The sequence below is a fragment of the Subdoligranulum sp. DSM 23681 genome (assembly GCF_057005535.1).
Window position 1 is genome coordinate 3,073,109 of the sequence record NZ_CM168050.1, and the last position, 19,438, is coordinate 3,092,546.

Here is a 19,438-nt window from a genome sequence, read left to right on the forward strand (position 1 = left end):
AACGGAAGGTCATGCCTCTCGTTCCAGGCGATGTAAAAGGGACAAGGCTCTTTCTTCCAGACATTCAGGGGTACTGTTGTTTTCCAGCACGAAGTCTGCCGCTTCCCGTAACGTTTGTTCCGGCGTTTGGGCATCCAGACGTCGGCGGGCCATGGCGGGGGCTATCCCATCCCGCGCGCAAATGCGGGCAACACTCTGCTCATACGGCGCTGTGATAACCAGGAGCGCGTCGCAGCGCGCGGCAAAGGGGGTACCAACAATGACGGCACCATCCACAAAGGCAAGTCTGGCACCGGAAGACTCGGCTTCCTGCAAATGTACATTGATGCGGCGCAGAATTTCCGGATGGGTAATGGCCGTCAATCGGGCGGTTCCTTCCGGTGTGGCAAAAGCGCGGTCCGCCAGAAGACGGCGCCGCAAGACCCCTGACTCATCTACAATATCAGAACCAAACGCATTTTGCAACTGCTTTATGCAAGCAGAACCCGGTTCCAGGACTTCACGGGAGATAACGTCCGCATCAATGCAAGGATATCCTTCAGAAGCAAAAAGCCGTGTGACGCTGGATTTTCCGCAGCCGGAGCGGCCGGTGACACCAATGATTTTCATAATTCCTCCACGCGGAAAGCAGCCGCACGCAGCAGTCGATTATACACAGCCATGGAAACGCCGCTGCTCAGCGGGCAGCGGGCATACACTACCTGTGCCCCGGCTTTGTCACACTCGCGCAAGGCCGTAAACAGGCGATGTGCCTGTGAAGCGCCGTCACCGTTGGTTCCGTATTCGATATAAGGAACCGGAAGGTCCTTTCCTTCACCGGTGAAGCACATGGCAAACACGCCTGGAGCGGCATGTGCTGTCAGGTAGGCCTTGTATTTTTCGAAGTCACCTTTCAGGATGGTTACCTGTGCCTTTGGAGCATAGTGCTTGTATTTCATTCCGGGAGAGCGGGCGGTCTCACCGGGGCGAAGCTTCTCCAGAATCGCATGGGAAACCAGAACCTCTTCTCCCAGGACCTGCTCCATCTGCTCCTTGGTCACATAGCCGGGACGCAGGAGCACAGGGTGCTCCCCGCATACGGATACTACGGTAGACTCCACGCCCACGTCCGATTCGCCGCCGTCCAGAATCAAAGGCAGACGACCATCCATATCAGCCAGAGTATCTGCAGCATTGGTGGGGCTGGGGCGCCCGGACAGGTTGGCCGAAGGTGCAGCAAAAGCCACACCGGAAGCTTTTATAACAGCCTGTACCACGGGGTGGGAGGGCATGCGGATGCCTACCGTATCAAGTCCGGCACAGGTGACGTCCGAGACTTCCGGGCCCCGGGGCATGACCATGGTCAGCGGGCCGGGCCAGAACGCTTTGGCCAAGCGCAGTGCACGGTCCGGCACCTGCGCAACAAGACCATGAAGCATCTCCATGCCGCAGATGTGAACAATCAAAGGATTGTCCTGCGGACGGCCTTTGGCCAAAAAGATTTTTTTGACCGCTTCCCCATTGCGGGCGTCGGCTGCGATCCCGTAGACTGTCTCGGTGGGCAGAGCCAAAATTTCTCCGCGCCTCAGAAGATCTGCGGCCAGTTGGATGCTTTCTTCATTGACAGGCAAAACCTGTGTCTGCATAGTTTCCATCTTCCTTTTATGCGTCGGCTTGTTCGCCGGTATTCATTTGTTTGAGCTTTTCTTCTCTGTCCGCCAACAGCAATGGTTCCACAAGCAAATCCAGATTGCCATTGAGGATTTCATCCAGTTTATAAACAGTCAAACCAATCCGATGGTCGGTGATTCTGCCTTGGGGAAAATTATATGTGCGGATACGTTCACTGCGGTCGCCGCTGCCCACCTGGCTCTGGCGTTTGGCATTGTATTCTCGGTCATAGGCCTCCTGCTTTTGCTGCAATAGTCGGCTGCGAAGGACTTTGAGGGCTTGCTCTTTGTTTTCCCGCTGACTGCGTTGGTCCTGGCATTCCACTACCATACCGGTAGGCAGGTGGGTCACACGGATGGCACTGGAAGTTTTGTTGATATGCTGCCCGCCTGCGCCGGAGGAGCGAAACGTATCAATGCGAAGCTCTTTCGGGTCCAGTTCAAGCTCCATTTCCTCCGCTTCCGGCATAACAGCCACAGTGGCGGCCGAAGTCTGGATGCGCCCCTGGGTTTCGGTCTGCGGTACCCGCTGTACCCGGTGTGCACCGCTTTCAAATTTCAGCCGACTGTATACACCGCTGCCCTCGATGGAAAGAACAATTTCCTTGATGCCGCCCAGGTCAGCTTCGCTGCACTGTACGGTTTCGCAGGTCCAGCCGCGTTTGGCCGCATACATTGTATACATACGCCACAAATCCCGCGCAAACAGGGCTGCCTCTTCCCCTCCGGTTCCTGCACGGATTTCCATGATGATGCTTTTATCGTCGTCCGCATCTTTGGGCAATAATAGAAGCCGGAGTTTTTCATCCAGGGCCGACAGGCTTAGCCTGTTTTTGCGCAGTTCTTGCTGTACCATATCGGTGAAGAGAGGGTCAGCGGCTTCCTCCTGAAGCATCGCCTGCTCTTCTTCTATCTCCTGCTGAAGCGCGCACCGGGAGCGCCAGCTCTCAATCAAGGGGGTCAGTTCTTTGTAATCTTTTACTAGAGCGGCATAGGCATTCGGATTGGACATTCCTTCCGGGGAACTCAGGCGAAAGGAAATTTCTTCATAACGCCGCTCAATTTCATGCATCTGTTCAAACATAAAACAAGGATTCCTTTACATCTACTTCAAAAAACGGATAAATAAAGAATCCTTGCTAGAGCTCTTCCCCGCTGCGGAAAATTTTTTTAATGTTTTTTTCAATTTTTACGCGGGGCAGCATGATCTCATGTCCGCATTTTTGGCAGCGGATCTTGAAATCCATGCCGACACGCAACACATCGAATCGATTCGCACCGCACGGGTGCGGCTTTTTTGTCTGGATCACATCTCCGACCCGTACATCCATATGCTCACCGTCCATTCAAAATCTTTGCTCTTATTATATACCATACGGGCATTTTTGCAAATATCCGCCCATTATGCCGCATACATTGGATTGACCGCACACACAGATCACACAACACAGAGAGGACAAACAAATGCTTGAATATCGTGCCGAAGGCCTTTGCCGTAATGCCAACCATCTCACTCAGGACGAACTGGAGCACTGCCGCCAGACAGGTGAAGTGCTGCAAAGCACCGCCCTTGCCTTTGATACCGCCCGACGGCTGCGTTTTGAAATCTGCGGACGGCGGGCTGTTATGCCTTTTGAGGAATGCGTGGATGTGCAGCCTGGAGAGCCCATCAAGGACATTGCTGTCCTGACGCGGGTTGGAAGGCCCACCTGCTTTGTGATTACCGGGCAGACGCAGGAGGAGGGCGAGTGGGCCTATCTTCTCTCCCGGGCAGCGGCTCAGCGCGCCTGCCATAAAAATTATCTGGATCTGTTGGAAAATGGCAGCGTCATCCCCTGCACGGTTACGCATATTGAGAATTTCGGCGCTTTTTGTGATGTGGGCTGTGGAATTTCGGCCTTGCTGCCAATCGACTGCTTGTCGGTATCCCGCATTTCCAGTCCGGCAGACCGTGTACAGGTAGGGCAGCAACTGTTGTGCGCTGTAAAAAGCCGGGATGCACAGGGCCGCATTGTGCTGACGCTCCGGGAATTGCTGGGAACGTGGAGCGAGAACGCCGCATGCTTTGCGGCAGGAGAAACCGTGGTCGGTATTGTGCGCAGCGTAGAAGAGTACGGCGTATTTATTGAAATTGCACCCAACTTGGCAGGGCTGGCCGAACCGGACAAAACGCTTCGGGCCGGACAGGCGGTCAGCGTATACATCAAAAGTATCCTGCCCGACAAAATGAAGATCAAGCTGGTGGTGGTAAACAAGAATCTGACCCAAAACATGCGCTTTGAACCACATTACTTTGTTACAAGAGGAAGAATTCGCCGCTGGACCTACTCTACGCCCCAAAGCCGCAAACAGATTGAGACCGTTTTTTAAGACTGCAAATCCGGCGACGTGCTTGTCACGCCCGCATCCATGCGTTATAATAAATGACAGGAATACATGAACAGGAAGTGATTTACCGATGGCGGAAGCATTTACCGCAGGTGTGAAGCCGGGCGGCCTTACAGACAGCACCGAGATCCGGATTCTGCTGTGCTATCTTATCAAAACCGCCGGTCCTGTCACGAGGGAAACGCTGGAAGGTGCCCTTTTGCAGGAAGAGCTGGTCAATTACTTTGAGTTTGCCGGCGCTTTGGGAGAACTGGAACATCAGCAGCTGGTAACCATAAAGGACAGAGGCTACAAAATTACCGACAAAGGCGCGAAAGTAGCGGATACCCTTGCGGAAGATCTCCCGCGCAGCGTGCGGGAAAGTGCGATCCTGGCCGTGATCCGCCTGCAAAGCTGGGCACACCGGGCGGCACAAAATCACGCTGCGGTAGAACATGACGCCAATGGGTACAAAGTGGTCTGCATCATCCGGGATGAAGGGCAGCCGGAAAGTTTTCGTCTGGAACTGGCCATGCCGGATGCCCTGACGGCTGAGGAGGTCAAGAACCGCTTCATTGCCAGCGGAAGTCAGATTTACATGTCCTTTCTGGAGAAGCTCACACAGCCTCTTTCGGACAATGACCGACCACCGGCTGCAGCCCGCTGACACTAGATTTGCATAAAAAAGCGCCTCCCGTTGCGGTTGTATCCGCGTCGGGAGGCGCTTTTTTCATTGATGGGGACGATTATTGAGCGCCCAGATAGGCCTTGCGAACCTCAATGTTGTTGGCCAGCTCGGTGGCTTCCCCTTCCATTTTGATGGTACCCGTTTCCAGTACGTAAGCACGATTGGCAATTTCCAGTGCCATCTTGGCATTTTGCTCCACCAGAAGGACCGTTACGCCGTTTCGATTAACGTCCCGGATGATCTTGAAAATCTCCTTCACCAGCAGAGGAGACAAGCCCATGGAAGGCTCGTCCAGAAGCAGCATCTTGGGGCGGCACATCAGTGCACGGCCAATAGCCAGCATCTGCTGCTCACCACCGGAAAGGGTGCCTGCGGGCTGTGTACGCCGTTCCTTCAGACGAGGCAGCAAGTCATACACCATGTCGAAGTCGGACTGGATGGCATCCTTACCGTCGCGGCGGGTATAGGCGCCCATTTGCAGATTCTGCTGAACCGTCAGTCCGCTGAAGACCCGGCGTCCTTCCGGAACCTGAGCCAGACCCAAGCGGATGATTTTGTGTGCTTCCATTCTACTGATGGTCTGGCCGCAATAGACAATCTCGCCACTTTTGGGCTTGAGAAGACCGGAAATGGCGTGCATCGTGGTGGTTTTGCCAGCACCGTTGGCACCAATCAGAGTGACGATCTCCCCTTCGTCCACGTGGAAAGAGACATCACGGATGGCGTGAATGGAGCCATAGAAAACGTTGATGTTTTTAACAGCGAGCATTTCCCCCATCGTTAGTCACCTCCCAGATACGCCGCAATGACCTTAGGGTTGTTGCGGATGGATTTGCCGTCGCCGTGGGCAATCACGCGACCGTAGTCCAGCACGGTGATTTCTTCGCAGATGCCCATGACGAAGTTCATATCATGCTCGATCAGCAAAATGGCGATGCCAAACTGATCGCGTACGCTGCGGACGGTATTCATCAGCTCTGCCGTCTCGTTGGGGTTCATACCGGCAGCAGGCTCATCCAGCAGCAGCAGTTTGGGGTTGGTCGCCAAAGCGCGGGCGATTTCCAGCTTGCGCTGTTTGCCGTAAGGCAACTGAGAGGCCTTGAGAGACGCTTCCTTGTCCAGATCAAAAATCTTGAGCAGACGCAGAGCCTCTCGGTCCATCTCGTGTTCTTTCTCACGATAAGCAGGCAGACGCAGAATGCCGGTCCACATGCTGTACCGGATCTGATTATGAAGGGCAACTTTTACGTTATCCAGTACTGACATGTCATTGAACAGACGGATGTTCTGGAAGGTCCGGGCCACACCAGCCTTACTGATCAAGTCCGGACTTTTGCCGGTGATGTCTTTGCCATCCAGCACGATATTGCCTTCCGTGGGGGTATACACACCGGTGAGCATGTTGAATACGGTAGTTTTGCCGGCACCGTTGGGCCCGATCAGCCCATACAGGTGTCCTTTTTCGATTTTCAGGTCAAGCTGTGCAACCGCTTGCAGGCCGCCGAAGGCAATGCCCAGGTTGCTTACTTCCAGCAATGCCATCATTGCACCTCCTTAGCCTTGGGGCCGGGTTTCATACGGCTGCGGATGCCATCCAAGATGCGCTTGCGCCAAGCCACAACCTGCGGGCTCTGGCTGAAGATCATGACAACAATCAGGACGATGGCGTAGATCAGCATACGATAGTCGTTGACAGCACGCAGCAGTTCAGGCAGCACAGTCAGCAGAGCAGCGGCGATGACAGACCCACGGATATTCCCGATGCCGCCCAGAACCACAAACACAAGAATCAGGATGGAGGTATTGTAGTCGAACTTTTTGGCAACCAGAGAAGAATAGTTCAGAGAATAAAGGACCCCGGCGATACCAGCGAAAACAGCCGAAGTAATAAAGGCCATCAGTTTATATTTGGTGATGTTGATGCCCACGCTGCGAGCAGCAATCTCGTTGTCGCGAATGGATTCAATGGCGCGGCCGGCACGGGAATTGATCAGATTGAGGATTACCAGCAGAGTCAGGATTACCAATACAATCCCGATGGTAAAGGTAGAGGCTTTCTTGATGCCAGTAATACCCATGGCACCATTGATGATCATGGTACCGGTAGGATCCATATTCATGGAAGCCGCATCTTTGAAGGACAGATGGAGGCCGGTGGAATCATAACCAAGATAGCAGGCATTCATGACATTCTTGATGATTTCGCCGAAAGCCAAGGTCACGATTGCCAGATAGTCGCCGGACAGACGCAGAACAGGAACACCGACGATAAATCCGAACAGGCCGGCAACCACGCCGCCAACCACGAAGGAAAGCAGCAGACCGAGCCAATTTGGAACCTGACCATACAGTGTGGTCCAGACGATTGTTCCGGAGAAGGCGCCGACACTCATAAAGCCGGCATGTCCCAGACTCAGCTCACCCAGAATACCGACCGTGAGATTCAAAGAAACAGCCAGAATAACATAGGAACAAATGGGAACGAGCTGACCGGACAAAGAGCTGGTCAGCAATCCCAAGGCCGAAAGAATCTGAATAACAATATAAAACCCGATCACGATACCGAAGGTGACGAGGTTGCTTTTGGTTGATTTGCGCATATTCTTCAAGCGAAACATCCTCACCCCTCCTTACACCTTCACATTGACCTTTTTCCCCAGCAGGCCGGTAGGCTTGACGAGCAAAACCACGATCAGCACAAGGAACACAATGGCATCGGACAGCTGTGTAGAAATGTACGCCTTGCCCAGGTTTTCAATCACGCCCAGCAGAACACCGCCCAAGAAGGCACCAGGAATAGAACCGATACCGCCGAAAACAGCCGCCACAAAGGCTTTGATACCAGGCATGGCACCGGTAGTGGGCTGCAGTGTGGGATAAGACGAGCAGAGCAGCGCACCGGCAACGGCAGCCAGAGCCGAGCCAATAGCGAAGGTCAAAGAGATAGTGGCGTTTACGTTCACCCCCATCAGCTGGGCAGCTCCGCGGTCTTCACTCACGGCTTGCATGGCGTGGCCGGCCGGTGTGTGATTGATGAAATAAAGCAGCGCAACCATGATAACGATACAGGCAAGAATGGTGACGATAGTTTCTGCCGAAATGGTCAGCTGACCATCAAAGAGCTGCAGCGGCTTAAAGATGGAGGAATTCGCCACGACGGACGGGAAACTTTTGGGGTTGGAAGTCCACAACAACTGTGCCACCTGCTGCAGCAAGTAACTGACGCCAATGGCCGTAATCAGAACGGCCAAAGACGGTGCTTCACGCAGAGGCCGGTATGCCACCCGTTCTACCAGAACGCCCAGCACGGTGCAGACAATCATCGAAAGGATGATGGCTACAGCCGGATTCCAGCCGAAGGAACCAAAGGTAAAGAAAACAACATAGCTGCCGATCATGATGACATCACCATGGGCAAAGTTCAGCATCTTAGCGATGCCGTACACCATTGTGTAGCCCAGTGCGATCAGAGCATACACACTGCCCAGGCTGATGCCGTTGATCAGGTAGGACAAAAATTGCATCCTGTAATACACCTCAAATCTTAAAACGATAGCCACCGCACCGCTATAGTGGGGGCACGACATCATTCTATCATAGACGTCGCTTGCAGACAATGTTTTGTCCACATGAGCCTCTGGGCACGAAAACGAGCCCAAAAAGACAAAGAGGGCTGCCGAATTTGAATTCGGACAGCCCCCTTTGGCAAAACATTCTCAGTTCTTCAAACCCAAGAACCGTAAATTCAATTATTCAGCGGTCTGGTAGGCGCCGTCGGTAACAACGTACACACGCGGAGGCTTGTTGACAGTGCCGTCAGCGGACCAGGTCTGACCCTCGCCAGTGGTGCCATTAAAGGTCATGGTGGTGAACTGGGCCTTCAGGGCATCACACATATCGCTGGCGCTCATATCACCGTTGATGCTGCCGTTCTGCACGCACTCATAGATAGCGTAAACGCAGTCATAGGCATCGGCCGCAAACTGGATGGGAGTTTCGTTGTAAGCAGCCTCGTAAGCGGAGACGAACTTCTGGGTGGTCTCATCGGTAGCAGTGGCGGAGAAGGGGCACAGGAGCATCAGGCCTTCAGCCAAAGAAGTGTCGAAGCCTTCAATGGTCAGGATGCCGTCCATGCCGTCGCAACCGAAGAAAGTGGGCTTGTAGCCAACCTTATCAGCGGCGATCAGGATCTGAGAAGCTTCATTGTAGTAGATGGGCAGGAAGACCAGATCGGCACCGGCTTCCTGGCACTTGGCAACCTGAGTGGACAGATCGCTCTTGTTGTCGCTGGTGAAGCTGACAGCAGTGACAACTTCCAGACCCTTGGCGGTAGCCTCTTCGGCAAAAGCATTATAGATGCCCATGGAATAAGCATCAGAAGAATCGTAGATCACGCCGATCTTGGTGCCCAAGCCCTTTTCGGCGATATAGTCAGCAGACACAATACCCTGGTTAGGGTCGGTGAAGCACATCTGGAAGACGTTGTCACCGGTCTCTACTACGTCCACGGCGGAAGCGGAAGGCGTCAGCATGAACATGTTGTCGTTCACGGTCTCGCCAGCCACAGAAAGGCTAGGAGTAGAGGTGACGGGTCCCAGCAGGACCTGCATTCCCCAGTCTTTCAGGGTGTTGTAAGCGTTCATGGACTTCTCTGCATCGTGCTCGTCGTCCTCAAACTTGAATTCAAAAACGGTATGACCGGCAGCTGCATTGATCTCGTCAACAGCCAGCTGCTCGCCCTGCATAACGGCAATGCCGTAGCTGGCCGCAGAACCAGTGGTAGGTCCGATGCCACCCAGCTTGATAGGGGTAGTGCCATCGGTGGCGGAAGCCTCGGCGGTAGCGGCGGAATCACCGGTGGTAGCAGCAGAAGTACTTTCGCTGCTGCCGGTAGAGCCGCAGGCTGCCAGACTCAGCACCATAGCAGAAGCCAATGCTGCACTGATAAGCTTTTTCATAATTTTTCCCTCCTATATTCACAACGCCCACTGCAATCGCTTGCAGATTGGGCCGCACATGCCCGACGTTGTTATATAAAGGTATTATAGTCTCCCCTAACAGAATCTTCAATGTGTTAAATCGACATAGTTTGTTTACATATTTTTCATTTTCTTAGTCGCTTTTCACAAAGAAAGATTACAAAAGTTTAACATTTCGTCGACTTGCTAATGTGTTCCTCCTTTTTTCGTGTAAAAGGATTGCAAAATGTCCCGAGATTCGGCATAATAGTAGCAATAGAATGAAAGGGGTATAGAAAGTTCGATGAAATTATTGGAAGAGCGTATTATGAAAGATGGGCAGGTACGTCCCGGCAATGTGCTCAAGGTGGATTGCTTTCTGAATCATCAGCTGGATGTGGAGCTGCTGGACGAGATCGGTGCCGAATTCAAGCGCATTTTCGGTAATGACGGCGTCAATAAAATTCTGACCATCGAGGCTTCCGGCATTGCCATCGCTTGCATGACTGCGCGTCACTTTGATGTACCGGTGGTTTTTGCCAAAAAGGCCAAGAGCAAGAATATCGATGGCGATGTATTTACTTCCAAGGTGCAATCGTATACTTACGGAAAAGAATATGAAATCACCTTGGCCAAAAAATTCCTGAGCCCTGAGGATCGGGTTTTGATTCTGGACGACTTTCTGGCCAACGGCAAAGCCATGCGGGGCCTTTTGGATGTTTGCAAGCAGGCCGGTGCTACGGTTGCCGGCATTGGTGTGTGCATCGAAAAAGGATTTCAGAATGGTGGACAGGAACTGCGCAACGAGGGGTACAAGCTGGCCAGTCTGGCCATTGTGGACAAGATGACCGATGATGGCGGCATCGTTTTCCGGGCGCAGGACTAATTAGGAGATCAGCAAAAGCAGTGTTTGCCGTTATGGCAGACACTGCTTTTTTGTCAGTATTCTGAAAATAGAGAAGATTTCCCTATTCCGCCATGCTTTTCACTGAAAACAGAGAATAAGAGAAAGACAGATTTATATAGCTTTCTTGGCATGTAAATTTCTAAATGTTTATGATGTGTTTCCCGCACACATCCTGCAAGATTCTGCAGGCGAGGTATCGGAGCATTTGAAGATATTTGAAGAACTTTGGTCCCCTCCCCTTTCTGACAAACAAAAAAAGAGTAGTGTGAGGAAAAACCTCTACACTACTCTTCTATATGCGTCTTATGACAAATTATTTTTGCTTCTGTGACAATTTAATTTGCCCCTGGACAAGCATTGTCAGGGGGCAAAACAATTTGTCAATCGAGCAAAAATAATTTGTCAATGGAACTTGAGAACAGGATAAGAGAAATTGCTCGGGGTACCCGGCCGCTTTTTCACGTTTTGCAGTTGTAATAGGATGAAAGTAAAGTATTTGAAGAGGTACCCGGCAGTCATTGACACGCAAAATATTTTGCGATAATTCGCAGAAAATTACCTGCATTTCTGATAATTTCCCTCATTTTCCACCCTTTACAGAAGGGTTATGAGGAGAATCATCAGAAGAGCACTTGGAGGTCATCCGCTGCAAAAAGGGTAAAAAAATAACGGAGTAATGAGAGCAAAAACTCCACATTACTCCGTTATATTTCACTTCATTGACAAATTAAATTGCCTTTTTGGACAAGATAATTTGCCCCAAAACAAGCATGTTTATGGGCAACATAATTTGTCACGAAGTGCGTGTTAATTTGTCAAAGAAGAGGGAAAAAGAAGAAGGATGAAGAGGTTTGAATCGCTCGTGAGCAGAGCGAGAAATATGTAGGAAGCGCCTGGGGGAGGCGCCGGCTGCCGGGGGGTGGATGGGGCCTCCCGGCGGGGATTTTAAGGAATGATGGGGATAGATGAAGAGCTTTGTTGTCGTTCCTCGGAGAGTATAATTGACGATTAGTCGATGAATAACTGCGGTTTCCGATGCGTTCCACGCTTACCCATGAAAGGCGGCGCGGGCTGGGTATCGGAGTATTTGAAGAACTTTGGTCCCCTCCCCTTTCTGACAAACAAAAAAAGAGTAGTGCGAGGAAAAACCTCTACACTACTCTTCTATATGCGTCTTATGACAAATTATTTTTGCTTCTGTGACAATTTAATTTGCCCCTGGACAAAGCATCAGCCCTTGATGGCGGCAGCAACTTCGGCAGCGAAATCCTCGTTGCGCTTCTCCAGACCTTCGCCCTTGACGAAATGGGTGTACTCGACGATCTTGATATCGCCGCCCAGTTCCTTGGCGGTGGCAGCAACATACTTGTTGACGTCCATGTTGCCGTCCTTGATGAAAGCCTGATCAACCAGGCAGTTCTCCTTGTAGAACTTGCCCAGCTTGCCGATGGCCATCTTTTCCTTGATAGCATCGGGCTTGTTGGCGGTCTTGGGATCGTTGGCCATCTGGGCCAGAATGATCTCCTTTTCCTTGTCGATGACAGAAGCCGGCACAGCAGCCTCATTCAGGTAGCTGGGGTTGGCAGCCGCGACCTGCATGGCAATGTCCTTGCCGAAAGCCGCAAAGCCTTCCTTGGCAGCAACTTCATCAGAGGTGTCGAACTTCACAATGACACCGTGCGTGCCACCGCCATGGACATAAGCGGCGCAATGACCCTCATAGCGGGCAAAGCGGCGAACCTTGATGTTCTCCTTGATGACCAGAATCAGAGCCTTCAGAGCATCGTCAACAGTGCCTTCGCCCATCTTGCAGCCCATCAGAGCATCCACGTCAGCCGGGTTGGACTCGGCGATGACATTGGCCAGATTCTTGGTGAACTCGACAAACTTTTCGTTCTTGGCAACGAAGTCGGTCTCGGCATTCACTTCGACGACAACGGCGCAGTTGGGATAAGAAACGGCATAAACCATGCCCTCGGCGGCAATGCGGCCGGCCTTCTTGGTGGCAGTGGCCAGACCCTGCTCACGCAGGATCTCGATAGCCTTGGCGAAGTCGCCATCAGCCTGGGTCAAAGCCTTCTTGCACTCCATCATGCCGCAGTCGGTCTGCTTGCGCAGCTCCATAACGTCCTTAGCAGAAATAGCCATAACGTATCGTCCTTTCTTTGAAAAAAGTCAGCGTTGAATCGGATCCACTGCTTCAGATCAAGCCTCGGCAGCTTCAGCAGCGGCAGGAGCATCCTGCACGCCCTGCTTGCCTTCCAGAGCGGCGTCGGCCATGGCGGCAGAAATCAGCTTGACAGCGCGGATAGCGTCGTCGTTGCCGGGAATGACGTAATCGATCTCATCAGGATCGCAGTTGGTATCGACAATGGCCACGATGGGGATGTGCAGTTTGCGGGCCTCGGCAACAGCAATGCGCTCCTTGTGGGGGTCAACGATGAACAGGGCCTTCGGCAGGCTCTTCATGTCCTTGACACCGCCCAGGTACTTGTCCAGCTTTTCCATCTCCAGTTCCAGCTTGACAACTTCCTTCTTGGGCAGCAGATCAAAAGTGCCATCTTCCTGCATGGCCTTCAGCTGCTCCATGCGATCGATGCGCTTGCGGATGGTGCGGAAGTTGGTCAGCATGCCGCCCAGCCAACGAGCGTTGACAAAGTGCATGCCGCAGCGGGTGGCCTCATCACGGATGGACTCCTGGGCCTGCTTCTTGGTGCCGACAAACAGGATCTCGCCGCCGTTAGCCGCGGTGTCGCGCACGAAGTTGTAAGCCTCGTCCAGCTTCTTCACGGTCTTCTGCAGGTCGATGATGTAGATGCCGTTGCGCTCGGTGAAGATGTACTTCGCCATCTTGGGGTTCCAGCGACGGGTCTGGTGACCGAAGTGGACACCGGCTTCGAGAAGCTGCTTCATAGAAACGACTGCCATAGTAATTTTCCTCCAAAAATTTAGTTTTACCCTCCGCATCGCGTGATTGTTTCCTAACCTTTCCAGTTCCAGTATGGACCGTTCAGGCACAAAAAAACAACGCAATGCGTGTGTATTGCCGAAACATAATACCACAATGTCAAGTGAATTGCAAGAGATTTTTAGAAAAAAGTGCCCTGATTCAAAGAAAGGTTCCCGCTGCATAGGACACTTTTATAATAGTTATAGGTGCGGTGGCTTATATTCTTTTTCCGCACATAAAAGCACGAAGCCGAACAGGTGCCGGCTTCGTGCATAAGGATTTGCTGAAAATCAAATGGAGATGGAGTTTGCAACTTCAATCTCGCTGGGGTCGATGGTCTTGTGCATGGAAAGAGCCACGTTGACATCGTAATCCACAATTTTGCCTCCGGATACGGCAACTACACGGTTATAAATGCCCTTATCCAGCAGATCGATTGCGTGGTAGCCCATCAGGGAAGCGTTCACACGATCACGGACCGTAGGCGAACCGCCGCGCTGAATATGGCCCAGAACCGTAGCACGGGAATCGACACCCGTCGCTGCCTGGATCTGGTTGGCCAGTTCCTGAGCACCGATGACACCCTCGGACACGATAATGATGAAGTGCTTCTTGCCAGTAAACTGTGTCTGACGCATACGCTGCAGAATGTCACGCTCAAAATCAAAAGGACGTTCCGGCAGCAGGACGGCCAAGGCACCGGTGGCGATGCCCACGTTCAAAGCAATGTAACCGGCATGATGGCCCATAACCTCGACCACACTGCAGCGGTCATGACTTTGGGTGGTGTCGCGCAGCTTATCGATAGCTTCCACGGCCGTATTCATAGCTGTGTCATAGCCGATGGTATATTCGCTGCAGGCAATATCATTATCGATAGTGCCAGGAATGCCGACACAGGGAATTCCCTGGTTGGCCAGTGCGCGGGCACCCATGAAAGAACCGTCGCCGCCGATGACGACAAGCGCGTCAATGCCCAGTTCCTTGCAGCGGGCCAGACCTTTGGCCTGACCTTCCTTGGTCTTGAACTCAAGGCAACGGGCTGTGTACAGGATGGTGCCGCCGCGATGAATGATCTCGGACACGCTGCGGACGTTCATCTCATAGCACTCGCCGTTGATCAGTCCATTGTAACCGCGCTGAATGCCCATCATGCGGTAACCCCGAGTGATGCCGGTGCGAACAATGGCACGCACGGCAGCGTTCATCCCGGGGGCATCGCCGCCGCTGGTCAAGACACCGATGGTTTTAATCTCCTTAGCCATAGATTTCCCTCCCGTTAAATCAAAGGCTTGGCGTTTTTACTCCGTTTGCGGATATTCCGCCAATTGGGGCACGGCCCTTCCCGACCGTGTGTTAAAGGTGTAACAATCCCCATAAAGTATTATACCATATGTATGCCCCGCCAATTATGGATAAATCTTGCAAAAGATATGGATTTATTTTGCTCTTTGCTCTTTGACATGCTCCGGACCCAGAATTCGTTCCAGCTCTTTGCGAAGAATCGGCAAATCATTGACCCACAGACTTTGCGGAGCCCGCATGCGTTGGCCGGAATCCTCAAACTTGAAATAAACCGGCGTGGGACCGTCGAATATGTTACGCAAAAGGTTTTCTATCTTGGCCATTTCCGGGCTTTGTCTGGACGGAACCAGAAGCCACAGACCAATCACTCGGTTGGATGCACCGCCGGAGGTGGCAGTATGGGCTTCAGGCCGTCCCGCGGGAGTTGCGAATCCCCTGGCAGGGTCATAGTCATCCACTGGAGCAATCTGCTCGGCTACCAGACGGGTCCCCTCATCTTCCTTATAGGAAACACGGCCGGATACTACAATAACCGCGTTTTCCTGCAGATATGCCCGGTAGGAAGAGAAAACTCTCGGAAACACCAGAAGCTCCATAGTGCCAGTCAGGTCTTCCACAGTGGTAAAGGCCATCAACGTATTGGATTTTGTGGTCATCACCTTGTTCCTGACTACCGTGCAGAGCAGGGTCACCGCTTTGTTGTCAAAATCTTTGGCGTCTTCCCCGCTCAGCTGCGAGATCATACAGGTAGATACTTTTTGTATCTTCTCCCGGTAAGCGTCCAGCGGATGACCAGACAGATACAGACCGGACACTTCCTTTTCCATTTTCAGCAACTCGGAAGTAGGATACTCAGGCAGATTGGGAACTTTGTAATCTTCTGCGGCAGCATCAGCACCGTTTCCTGCCAGAGCACTGAACAGATCCAGCTGTCCTTCCAGATTCTGACGGGCGTCAGTCTCGACGCTTTTCAGAATACCTTCCACACTCTGCATCATTCCGTGGCGGCTGGGTTCCAGCGCATCGAAAGCACCAGCGCGGATCAGATTTTCCAAAGCGCGGCGGTTCAGTTCCGCACCGCGCATCCGCTTGCAGAAATCGTACAGACTGCGAAACGGCCGGTCACGGCGTTCCCGGATAACTCCTTCAATCAGATTCCGGCCCACACTCTTGACGGCGTTGAGACCAAACCGGATACTGTTGCCGTCAGCGGTAAAGCCGCCGCGGGAAACATTGATATCAGGCGGCAGCACCTTGATCCCCAGACGCTGACATTCGGTGGAGTATTCGATCACTTTGGAAGTATTGTCCAGTACGCTGGTCAGAAGTGCAGCCATGAATTCCTGGGGATAGTGACATTTCAGATAGGCCGTCTGGAATGCAACGTATGCGTAGCAGGCAGCGTGAGATTTGTTGAACGCATAGGAAGCAAAACTGCTCATGTCATCATAGATGGCATTGGCCGCATCTTCCGAAATTCCATTATGGATACAACCGGGACATTCTTTGCCGGGATCCGTACACCCGTACACAAAGTGTGCGCGTTCCGCCTCCATGACCTTGTGCTTTTTCTTACTCATGGCGCGGCGGACGTTATCGGCCTGACCGAAGCTGAAACCAGCCAGTTCACGGCAGATCTGCATAACTTGTTCCTGGTACACAATGCAGCCGTTGGTAACATCCAGAATATGGGCCAGCTGTGGTGTGCGGTAGCTGATTTTGTCCGGTTCCCGGCGATTGCGCAGATAGGTTGGAATGGAGTCCATGGGGCCGGGGCGGTACAGGGAGATCAAGGCGATGATGTCTTCCAAATCTTTCGGCTTCAAGCCCGTCAGCACCTGTTTCATGCCGGTGGATTCCAACTGGAACACGCCTTCTGTTTCGCCATTGGTCAGCATTGAGTAAGTGGCCTGATCATCATAGTCTATGGACTCATGGGTAAAGGAAGGATCACGGCGCTGTACGGCAACTTCGGTATCGTGAATGACCGTCAGAGTACGCAAGCCCAGAAAGTCCATCTTCAGAAGACCAAGACGCTCGATTTCGGTCATGTTGAACTGGGTGACAGGCAGACCGTCATTGGTGGAAAGCGGCACGTATTCGGTGGCTGCTTCCCGGGTGATGACTACGCCAGCCGCATGGGTAGAGGCATGACGGGGCATGCCTTCGACTTTCAGGGAAGTGTCAATGAGCTCGTGCACCTGCGGATCGGCCTCGTACAGATTTTTCAGGTCCGGTGAGACTTCCAGCGCATGCTGCAGGGTCATTTTGAGTTCCATGGGAATCAATTTGGCCACCCGGTCCACATCCTGGTAGGACATGCCCATAACGCGGCCGACATCCCGTACGGCGGCCCGAGCGGCCATGGTACCGAAAGTTACGATCTGTGCTACATGATCCCGTCCATATTTTTCATTGACATAATCGATGACTTCCTGTCGCCGTTCGTAGCAGAAGTCCACGTCAAAGTCCGGCATGGAAACGCGCTCCGGATTCAGGAACCGTTCGAAAATCAGATTATACCGAATAGGATCAATGTCGGTGATTCCAACGCAGTAAGCGGCCAGACTGCCGGCACCGGACCCGCGTCCCGGACCGACCGGTATACCACGGTTTTTGGCGTAGTTGATAAAATCAAAAACGATCAGATAATAGTTGGTATACCCCATCTTGGAGATTACGCCAATCTCATATTGCAGGCGATCCCGCAATTCCTGGGTCACGCGGCCGGGGTAACGGCGTTCCAGACCATCCCAGCACAGCTTTTCAAAATAGGCCTGGTTTTCCATTCCATCAGGTGCCTTGAAATACGGCAGCTTTGTCTCACCGTAATGAAAATCAAAATGGCACTGCTCTGCGATACGGTTGGTGTTTTCGCAGGCTTCCGGCACCATGGAAAACAAGTCATACATTTCGTCGGTGCTCTTGACATAGAATTCATCCGTCTGGAATTCCATGCGGTCAGCATCGGCGATGGTCTTGCCGGTCTGGATGCACAGCAGGATGCTCTGCATCTTGGAATCTTCCCGGGTCAGATAATGGGCATCATTGGTGGCAACCAGAGGAATGCCGGTTTCCCGGGACAAGCGGATCAGCTGAGGGAGTACAACATTATCCTCCTCCAACCCGTGGTCCTGCAGTTCAATGTAATAGTTGCCTTCGCCAAACAGATTCTGATAATACAAAGCTACCTGCTTGGCACGTTCATAGTCTCCGGCCAGAATCGCCTGAGGGACTTCACCGGCCAGACAGGCTGAAAGGCAGATCAGACCTTCATGATGCTGTTCAAGCAGCTCCTTATCCACACGGGGCTTGGAGTAAAATCCTTCCAGGAATCCGGCACTGACCATCTTGATCAGGTTTTTATATCCGGTCTCATCCTTGCACAGCAGCACCAGATGATTATTGCCATCAATGCGGTTTACCTTGTCAAAACGGGTGCGGGTGGCCACGTACACTTCGCAGCCGATAATCGGGCGGATCCCCGCCGCTACAGCTGCATCATAAAACTGGACGCAGCCATACATAACGCCGTGGTCAGTTATGGCCACGGCGGTCTGGCCCAGCTCCTTGATGCGGTCGAAAAGTTTGTCAATTCGGCACGCGCCATCCAGCAGGCTGTATTCTGTATGCAGGTGCAGGTGCGTGAACTGTCGTTTTGCTTGATCAGGCATGTTGGTCCTTTCCTTTGGTTTCAGAAGAAGCGCTCAGACGTTGTGCTGCCTGTTGAATCCGCTTGAATCGGTGAGACAGTCCGGCCTTGCTGACGGGTGGATTGAACTTTTCAGCCAGTCTTGCCAGAGGCAGGTCCGGATATTGCATTCTCATTTTGGCGGTAGTCAAAAGCGGCTCCGGTAAAGTTTCCAGCGCGCCGGCCGCTTCCAGAGCACGGATGGCCATCTGAACCTGAACCGCGGCCTGTACGCTTTTGCCCAGATTGGCAGTTTCGCAATTAGAAAGCCGATTGGTTTTATTGCGCATTTCATTGTACATGCGCTGTTCCATGATCCGCATGGCGGCATTGCCGGCCCCCATAAAGGTCAGCAGATCTTCGATGTGATCTCCGGCCTTGATATAAACAGTGTTTGCTCCTTTGCGCAGCGCGCGGTGCGGATGAAATTCGTGCTCGGCCAGAATCGCTTCCAGCTGCTGAGAGAGTTGGTAACGTGTGGAGAGAAACTCGATATTATAGCCTTTTTCCGGATCGGTAGCCGTACCGCAGCACAAAAAAGCCGCTGCCACAAAATGGGATACACATTGCTGACACTTGAAGCAGCCGGGTTTGATCCGCAAAGCCGTTTCTCGTCCTGTGTGGCCAAAAAGTTCCAGCATTTTTCGGATTTCTTCCGGATCTTTAACACTGAACTCATAAACAACCGAACCAGCCGCACGCTCTTTGCGCAGAATCTGGCCGGTGATGCCGCAGCGCGCATACATTTTCTGCGCAAAAGCGGCGACCCCTTCTGTTTCGGTTTGCAGGACAATACCGCGGTCATCAAAATATTTGCCAAAGCAGGCAATCGCATAAGCCGCAGCAGTACAGCAGCACGGCCGGCTGACCTTGCGGCGCAGAATTTCTGCTTTGACATCCTGAGAAAAGCTCATTGCGCAGAT

The 19,438-nt window shown here is 52.5% G+C and carries 17 protein-coding genes; 3 read left to right on the forward strand and 14 right to left on the reverse strand.

What is annotated here, in order from left to right:
• Nucleotides 1–9: 9 nt before the first annotated feature.
• From coaE to AC127K_RS14290, 4 genes are read right to left on the reverse strand one after another with little or no spacing between them, the layout of a single operon-like run.
• Nucleotides 10–609 (reverse strand): dephospho-CoA kinase, encoded by a 600-nt coding sequence (coaE, locus tag AC127K_RS14275; protein WP_294540515.1) that lies wholly within the window; start codon nucleotides 607–609, stop codon nucleotides 10–12.
• On the reverse strand, nucleotides 606–1,625 hold the full coding sequence (locus tag AC127K_RS14280) for an L-threonylcarbamoyladenylate synthase (protein WP_483721066.1): 1,020 nt from the start codon (nucleotides 1,623–1,625) through the stop codon (nucleotides 606–608). The genes coaE and AC127K_RS14280 overlap by 4 nt, the downstream gene beginning before the upstream one ends.
• A gap of 16 nt (nucleotides 1,626–1,641) precedes the next feature.
• Entirely contained in the window at nucleotides 1,642–2,733 is a 1,092-nt protein-coding gene (prfA, locus tag AC127K_RS14285) for a peptide chain release factor 1 (RefSeq protein ID WP_483721067.1), read from the reverse strand.
• Between the two features lie 55 nt (nucleotides 2,734–2,788).
• The gene (locus AC127K_RS14290; protein ID WP_294540525.1) at nucleotides 2,789–2,980 is read right to left on the reverse strand and encodes a DUF951 domain-containing protein; all 192 of its coding nucleotides are present in this window, start codon (nucleotides 2,978–2,980) and stop codon (nucleotides 2,789–2,791) included.
• Nucleotides 2,981–3,113: 133 nt separating this feature from the next.
• Here AC127K_RS14290 and AC127K_RS14295 point away from each other — a divergent pair, with 133 nt between their 5' ends.
• Together AC127K_RS14295 and AC127K_RS14300 are read left to right on the forward strand one after the other, a co-directional pair.
• Nucleotides 3,114–4,019: a S1 RNA-binding domain-containing protein gene (locus AC127K_RS14295; RefSeq protein ID WP_294540510.1), complete on the forward strand. Its 906-nt coding sequence runs from the start codon at nucleotides 3,114–3,116 to the stop codon at nucleotides 4,017–4,019.
• Between the two features lie 88 nt (nucleotides 4,020–4,107).
• The gene (locus tag AC127K_RS14300) at nucleotides 4,108–4,683 is read left to right on the forward strand and encodes a DUF4364 family protein (RefSeq protein WP_483721068.1); all 576 of its coding nucleotides are present in this window, start codon (nucleotides 4,108–4,110) and stop codon (nucleotides 4,681–4,683) included.
• Between the two features lie 79 nt (nucleotides 4,684–4,762).
• Here the strand turns inward: AC127K_RS14300 and AC127K_RS14305 are convergent, their stop codons facing one another.
• The 5 genes from AC127K_RS14305 to AC127K_RS14325 all read right to left on the reverse strand — a co-directional run bounded on the left by AC127K_RS14305 (nucleotide 4,763) and on the right by AC127K_RS14325 (nucleotide 9,662).
• A complete protein-coding gene (locus tag AC127K_RS14305) occupies nucleotides 4,763–5,482 on the reverse strand; it encodes an ABC transporter ATP-binding protein (RefSeq protein WP_294540506.1) in 720 nt (239 codons plus the stop codon).
• A 2-nt stretch (nucleotides 5,483–5,484) separates the two neighbouring features.
• Nucleotides 5,485–6,246, reverse strand: coding sequence for an ABC transporter ATP-binding protein (locus AC127K_RS14310; protein WP_294540504.1), 762 nt, complete (start codon nucleotides 6,244–6,246; stop codon nucleotides 5,485–5,487).
• A complete protein-coding gene (locus AC127K_RS14315; protein ID WP_294540502.1) occupies nucleotides 6,246–7,322 on the reverse strand; it encodes a branched-chain amino acid ABC transporter permease in 1,077 nt (358 codons plus the stop codon). The genes AC127K_RS14310 and AC127K_RS14315 overlap by 1 nt, the downstream gene beginning before the upstream one ends.
• Nucleotides 7,323–7,334: 12 nt before the next feature.
• The gene (locus tag AC127K_RS14320; protein WP_483721069.1) at nucleotides 7,335–8,228 is read right to left on the reverse strand and encodes a branched-chain amino acid ABC transporter permease; all 894 of its coding nucleotides are present in this window, start codon (nucleotides 8,226–8,228) and stop codon (nucleotides 7,335–7,337) included.
• Nucleotides 8,229–8,453: 225 nt separating this feature from the next.
• Nucleotides 8,454–9,662 carry an ABC transporter substrate-binding protein gene (locus AC127K_RS14325; RefSeq protein ID WP_483721070.1) on the reverse strand — a complete coding sequence of 403 codons (1,209 nt, stop codon included), beginning with the start codon at nucleotides 9,660–9,662 and terminating at the stop codon, nucleotides 8,454–8,456.
• A 304-nt stretch (nucleotides 9,663–9,966) separates the two neighbouring features.
• Between AC127K_RS14325 and AC127K_RS14330 the strand changes: the two genes are divergently transcribed.
• Nucleotides 9,967–10,548, forward strand: coding sequence for a xanthine phosphoribosyltransferase (locus AC127K_RS14330; RefSeq protein WP_483721071.1), 582 nt, complete (start codon nucleotides 9,967–9,969; stop codon nucleotides 10,546–10,548).
• Nucleotides 10,549–11,799: 1,251 nt separating this feature from the next.
• Here AC127K_RS14330 and tsf read toward each other — a convergent pair.
• From tsf to whiA, 5 genes are all read right to left on the reverse strand, one after another.
• Nucleotides 11,800–12,717 (reverse strand): translation elongation factor Ts, encoded by a 918-nt coding sequence (tsf, locus tag AC127K_RS14335; RefSeq protein ID WP_483721072.1) that lies wholly within the window; start codon nucleotides 12,715–12,717, stop codon nucleotides 11,800–11,802.
• A gap of 57 nt (nucleotides 12,718–12,774) precedes the next feature.
• Complete coding sequence (gene rpsB / locus AC127K_RS14340) at nucleotides 12,775–13,497, reverse strand: 30S ribosomal protein S2 (protein WP_294540494.1); 723 nt, start codon at nucleotides 13,495–13,497, stop codon at nucleotides 12,775–12,777.
• Between the two features lie 312 nt (nucleotides 13,498–13,809).
• The gene (pfkA, locus tag AC127K_RS14345) at nucleotides 13,810–14,784 is read right to left on the reverse strand and encodes a 6-phosphofructokinase (protein WP_294540492.1); all 975 of its coding nucleotides are present in this window, start codon (nucleotides 14,782–14,784) and stop codon (nucleotides 13,810–13,812) included.
• 174 nt (nucleotides 14,785–14,958) lie between these two features.
• Nucleotides 14,959–18,498 (reverse strand): DNA polymerase III subunit alpha, encoded by a 3,540-nt coding sequence (locus tag AC127K_RS14350; RefSeq protein ID WP_483721073.1) that lies wholly within the window; start codon nucleotides 18,496–18,498, stop codon nucleotides 14,959–14,961.
• Nucleotides 18,491–19,429, reverse strand: a complete 939-nt coding sequence (gene whiA, locus AC127K_RS14355) for a DNA-binding protein WhiA (protein WP_483721074.1) — start codon at nucleotides 19,427–19,429, stop codon at nucleotides 18,491–18,493. Before whiA ends, AC127K_RS14350 begins: the two co-directional genes overlap by 8 nt.
• Nucleotides 19,430–19,438 lie beyond the last annotated feature (9 nt).

Excerpts from the sequence above, each read along its gene's own strand:
- prfA (WP_483721067.1), bottom strand. The coding sequence starts at position 2,733 with ATGTTTGAACAGATGCATGAAATTGAGCGGCGTTATGAAGAAATTTCC.
- rpsB (WP_294540494.1), bottom strand. The coding sequence starts at position 13,497 with ATGGCAGTCGTTTCTATGAAGCAGCTTCTCGAAGCCGGTGTCCACTTC.
- AC127K_RS14315 (WP_294540502.1), bottom strand. The coding sequence starts at position 7,322 with ATGTTTCGCTTGAAGAATATGCGCAAATCAACCAAAAGCAACCTCGTC.
- coaE (WP_294540515.1), bottom strand. The coding sequence starts at position 609 with ATGAAAATCATTGGTGTCACCGGCCGCTCCGGCTGCGGAAAATCCAGC.
- AC127K_RS14350 (WP_483721073.1), bottom strand. The coding sequence starts at position 18,498 with ATGCCTGATCAAGCAAAACGACAGTTCACGCACCTGCACCTGCATACA.
- AC127K_RS14290 (WP_294540525.1), bottom strand. The coding sequence starts at position 2,980 with ATGGATGTACGGGTCGGAGATGTGATCCAGACAAAAAAGCCGCACCCG.
- pfkA (WP_294540492.1), bottom strand. The coding sequence starts at position 14,784 with ATGGCTAAGGAGATTAAAACCATCGGTGTCTTGACCAGCGGCGGCGAT.
- AC127K_RS14300 (WP_483721068.1), top strand. The coding sequence starts at position 4,108 with ATGGCGGAAGCATTTACCGCAGGTGTGAAGCCGGGCGGCCTTACAGAC.
- AC127K_RS14305 (WP_294540506.1), bottom strand. The coding sequence starts at position 5,482 with ATGGGGGAAATGCTCGCTGTTAAAAACATCAACGTTTTCTATGGCTCC.
- AC127K_RS14330 (WP_483721071.1), top strand. The coding sequence starts at position 9,967 with ATGAAATTATTGGAAGAGCGTATTATGAAAGATGGGCAGGTACGTCCC.
- tsf (WP_483721072.1), bottom strand. The coding sequence starts at position 12,717 with ATGGCTATTTCTGCTAAGGACGTTATGGAGCTGCGCAAGCAGACCGAC.
- AC127K_RS14310 (WP_294540504.1), bottom strand. The coding sequence starts at position 6,246 with ATGGCATTGCTGGAAGTAAGCAACCTGGGCATTGCCTTCGGCGGCCTG.
- AC127K_RS14280 (WP_483721066.1), bottom strand. The coding sequence starts at position 1,625 with ATGCAGACACAGGTTTTGCCTGTCAATGAAGAAAGCATCCAACTGGCC.
- whiA (WP_483721074.1), bottom strand. The coding sequence starts at position 19,429 with ATGAGCTTTTCTCAGGATGTCAAAGCAGAAATTCTGCGCCGCAAGGTC.
- AC127K_RS14320 (WP_483721069.1), bottom strand. The coding sequence starts at position 8,228 with ATGCAATTTTTGTCCTACCTGATCAACGGCATCAGCCTGGGCAGTGTG.
- AC127K_RS14295 (WP_294540510.1), top strand. The coding sequence starts at position 3,114 with ATGCTTGAATATCGTGCCGAAGGCCTTTGCCGTAATGCCAACCATCTC.
- AC127K_RS14325 (WP_483721070.1), bottom strand. The coding sequence starts at position 9,662 with ATGAAAAAGCTTATCAGTGCAGCATTGGCTTCTGCTATGGTGCTGAGT.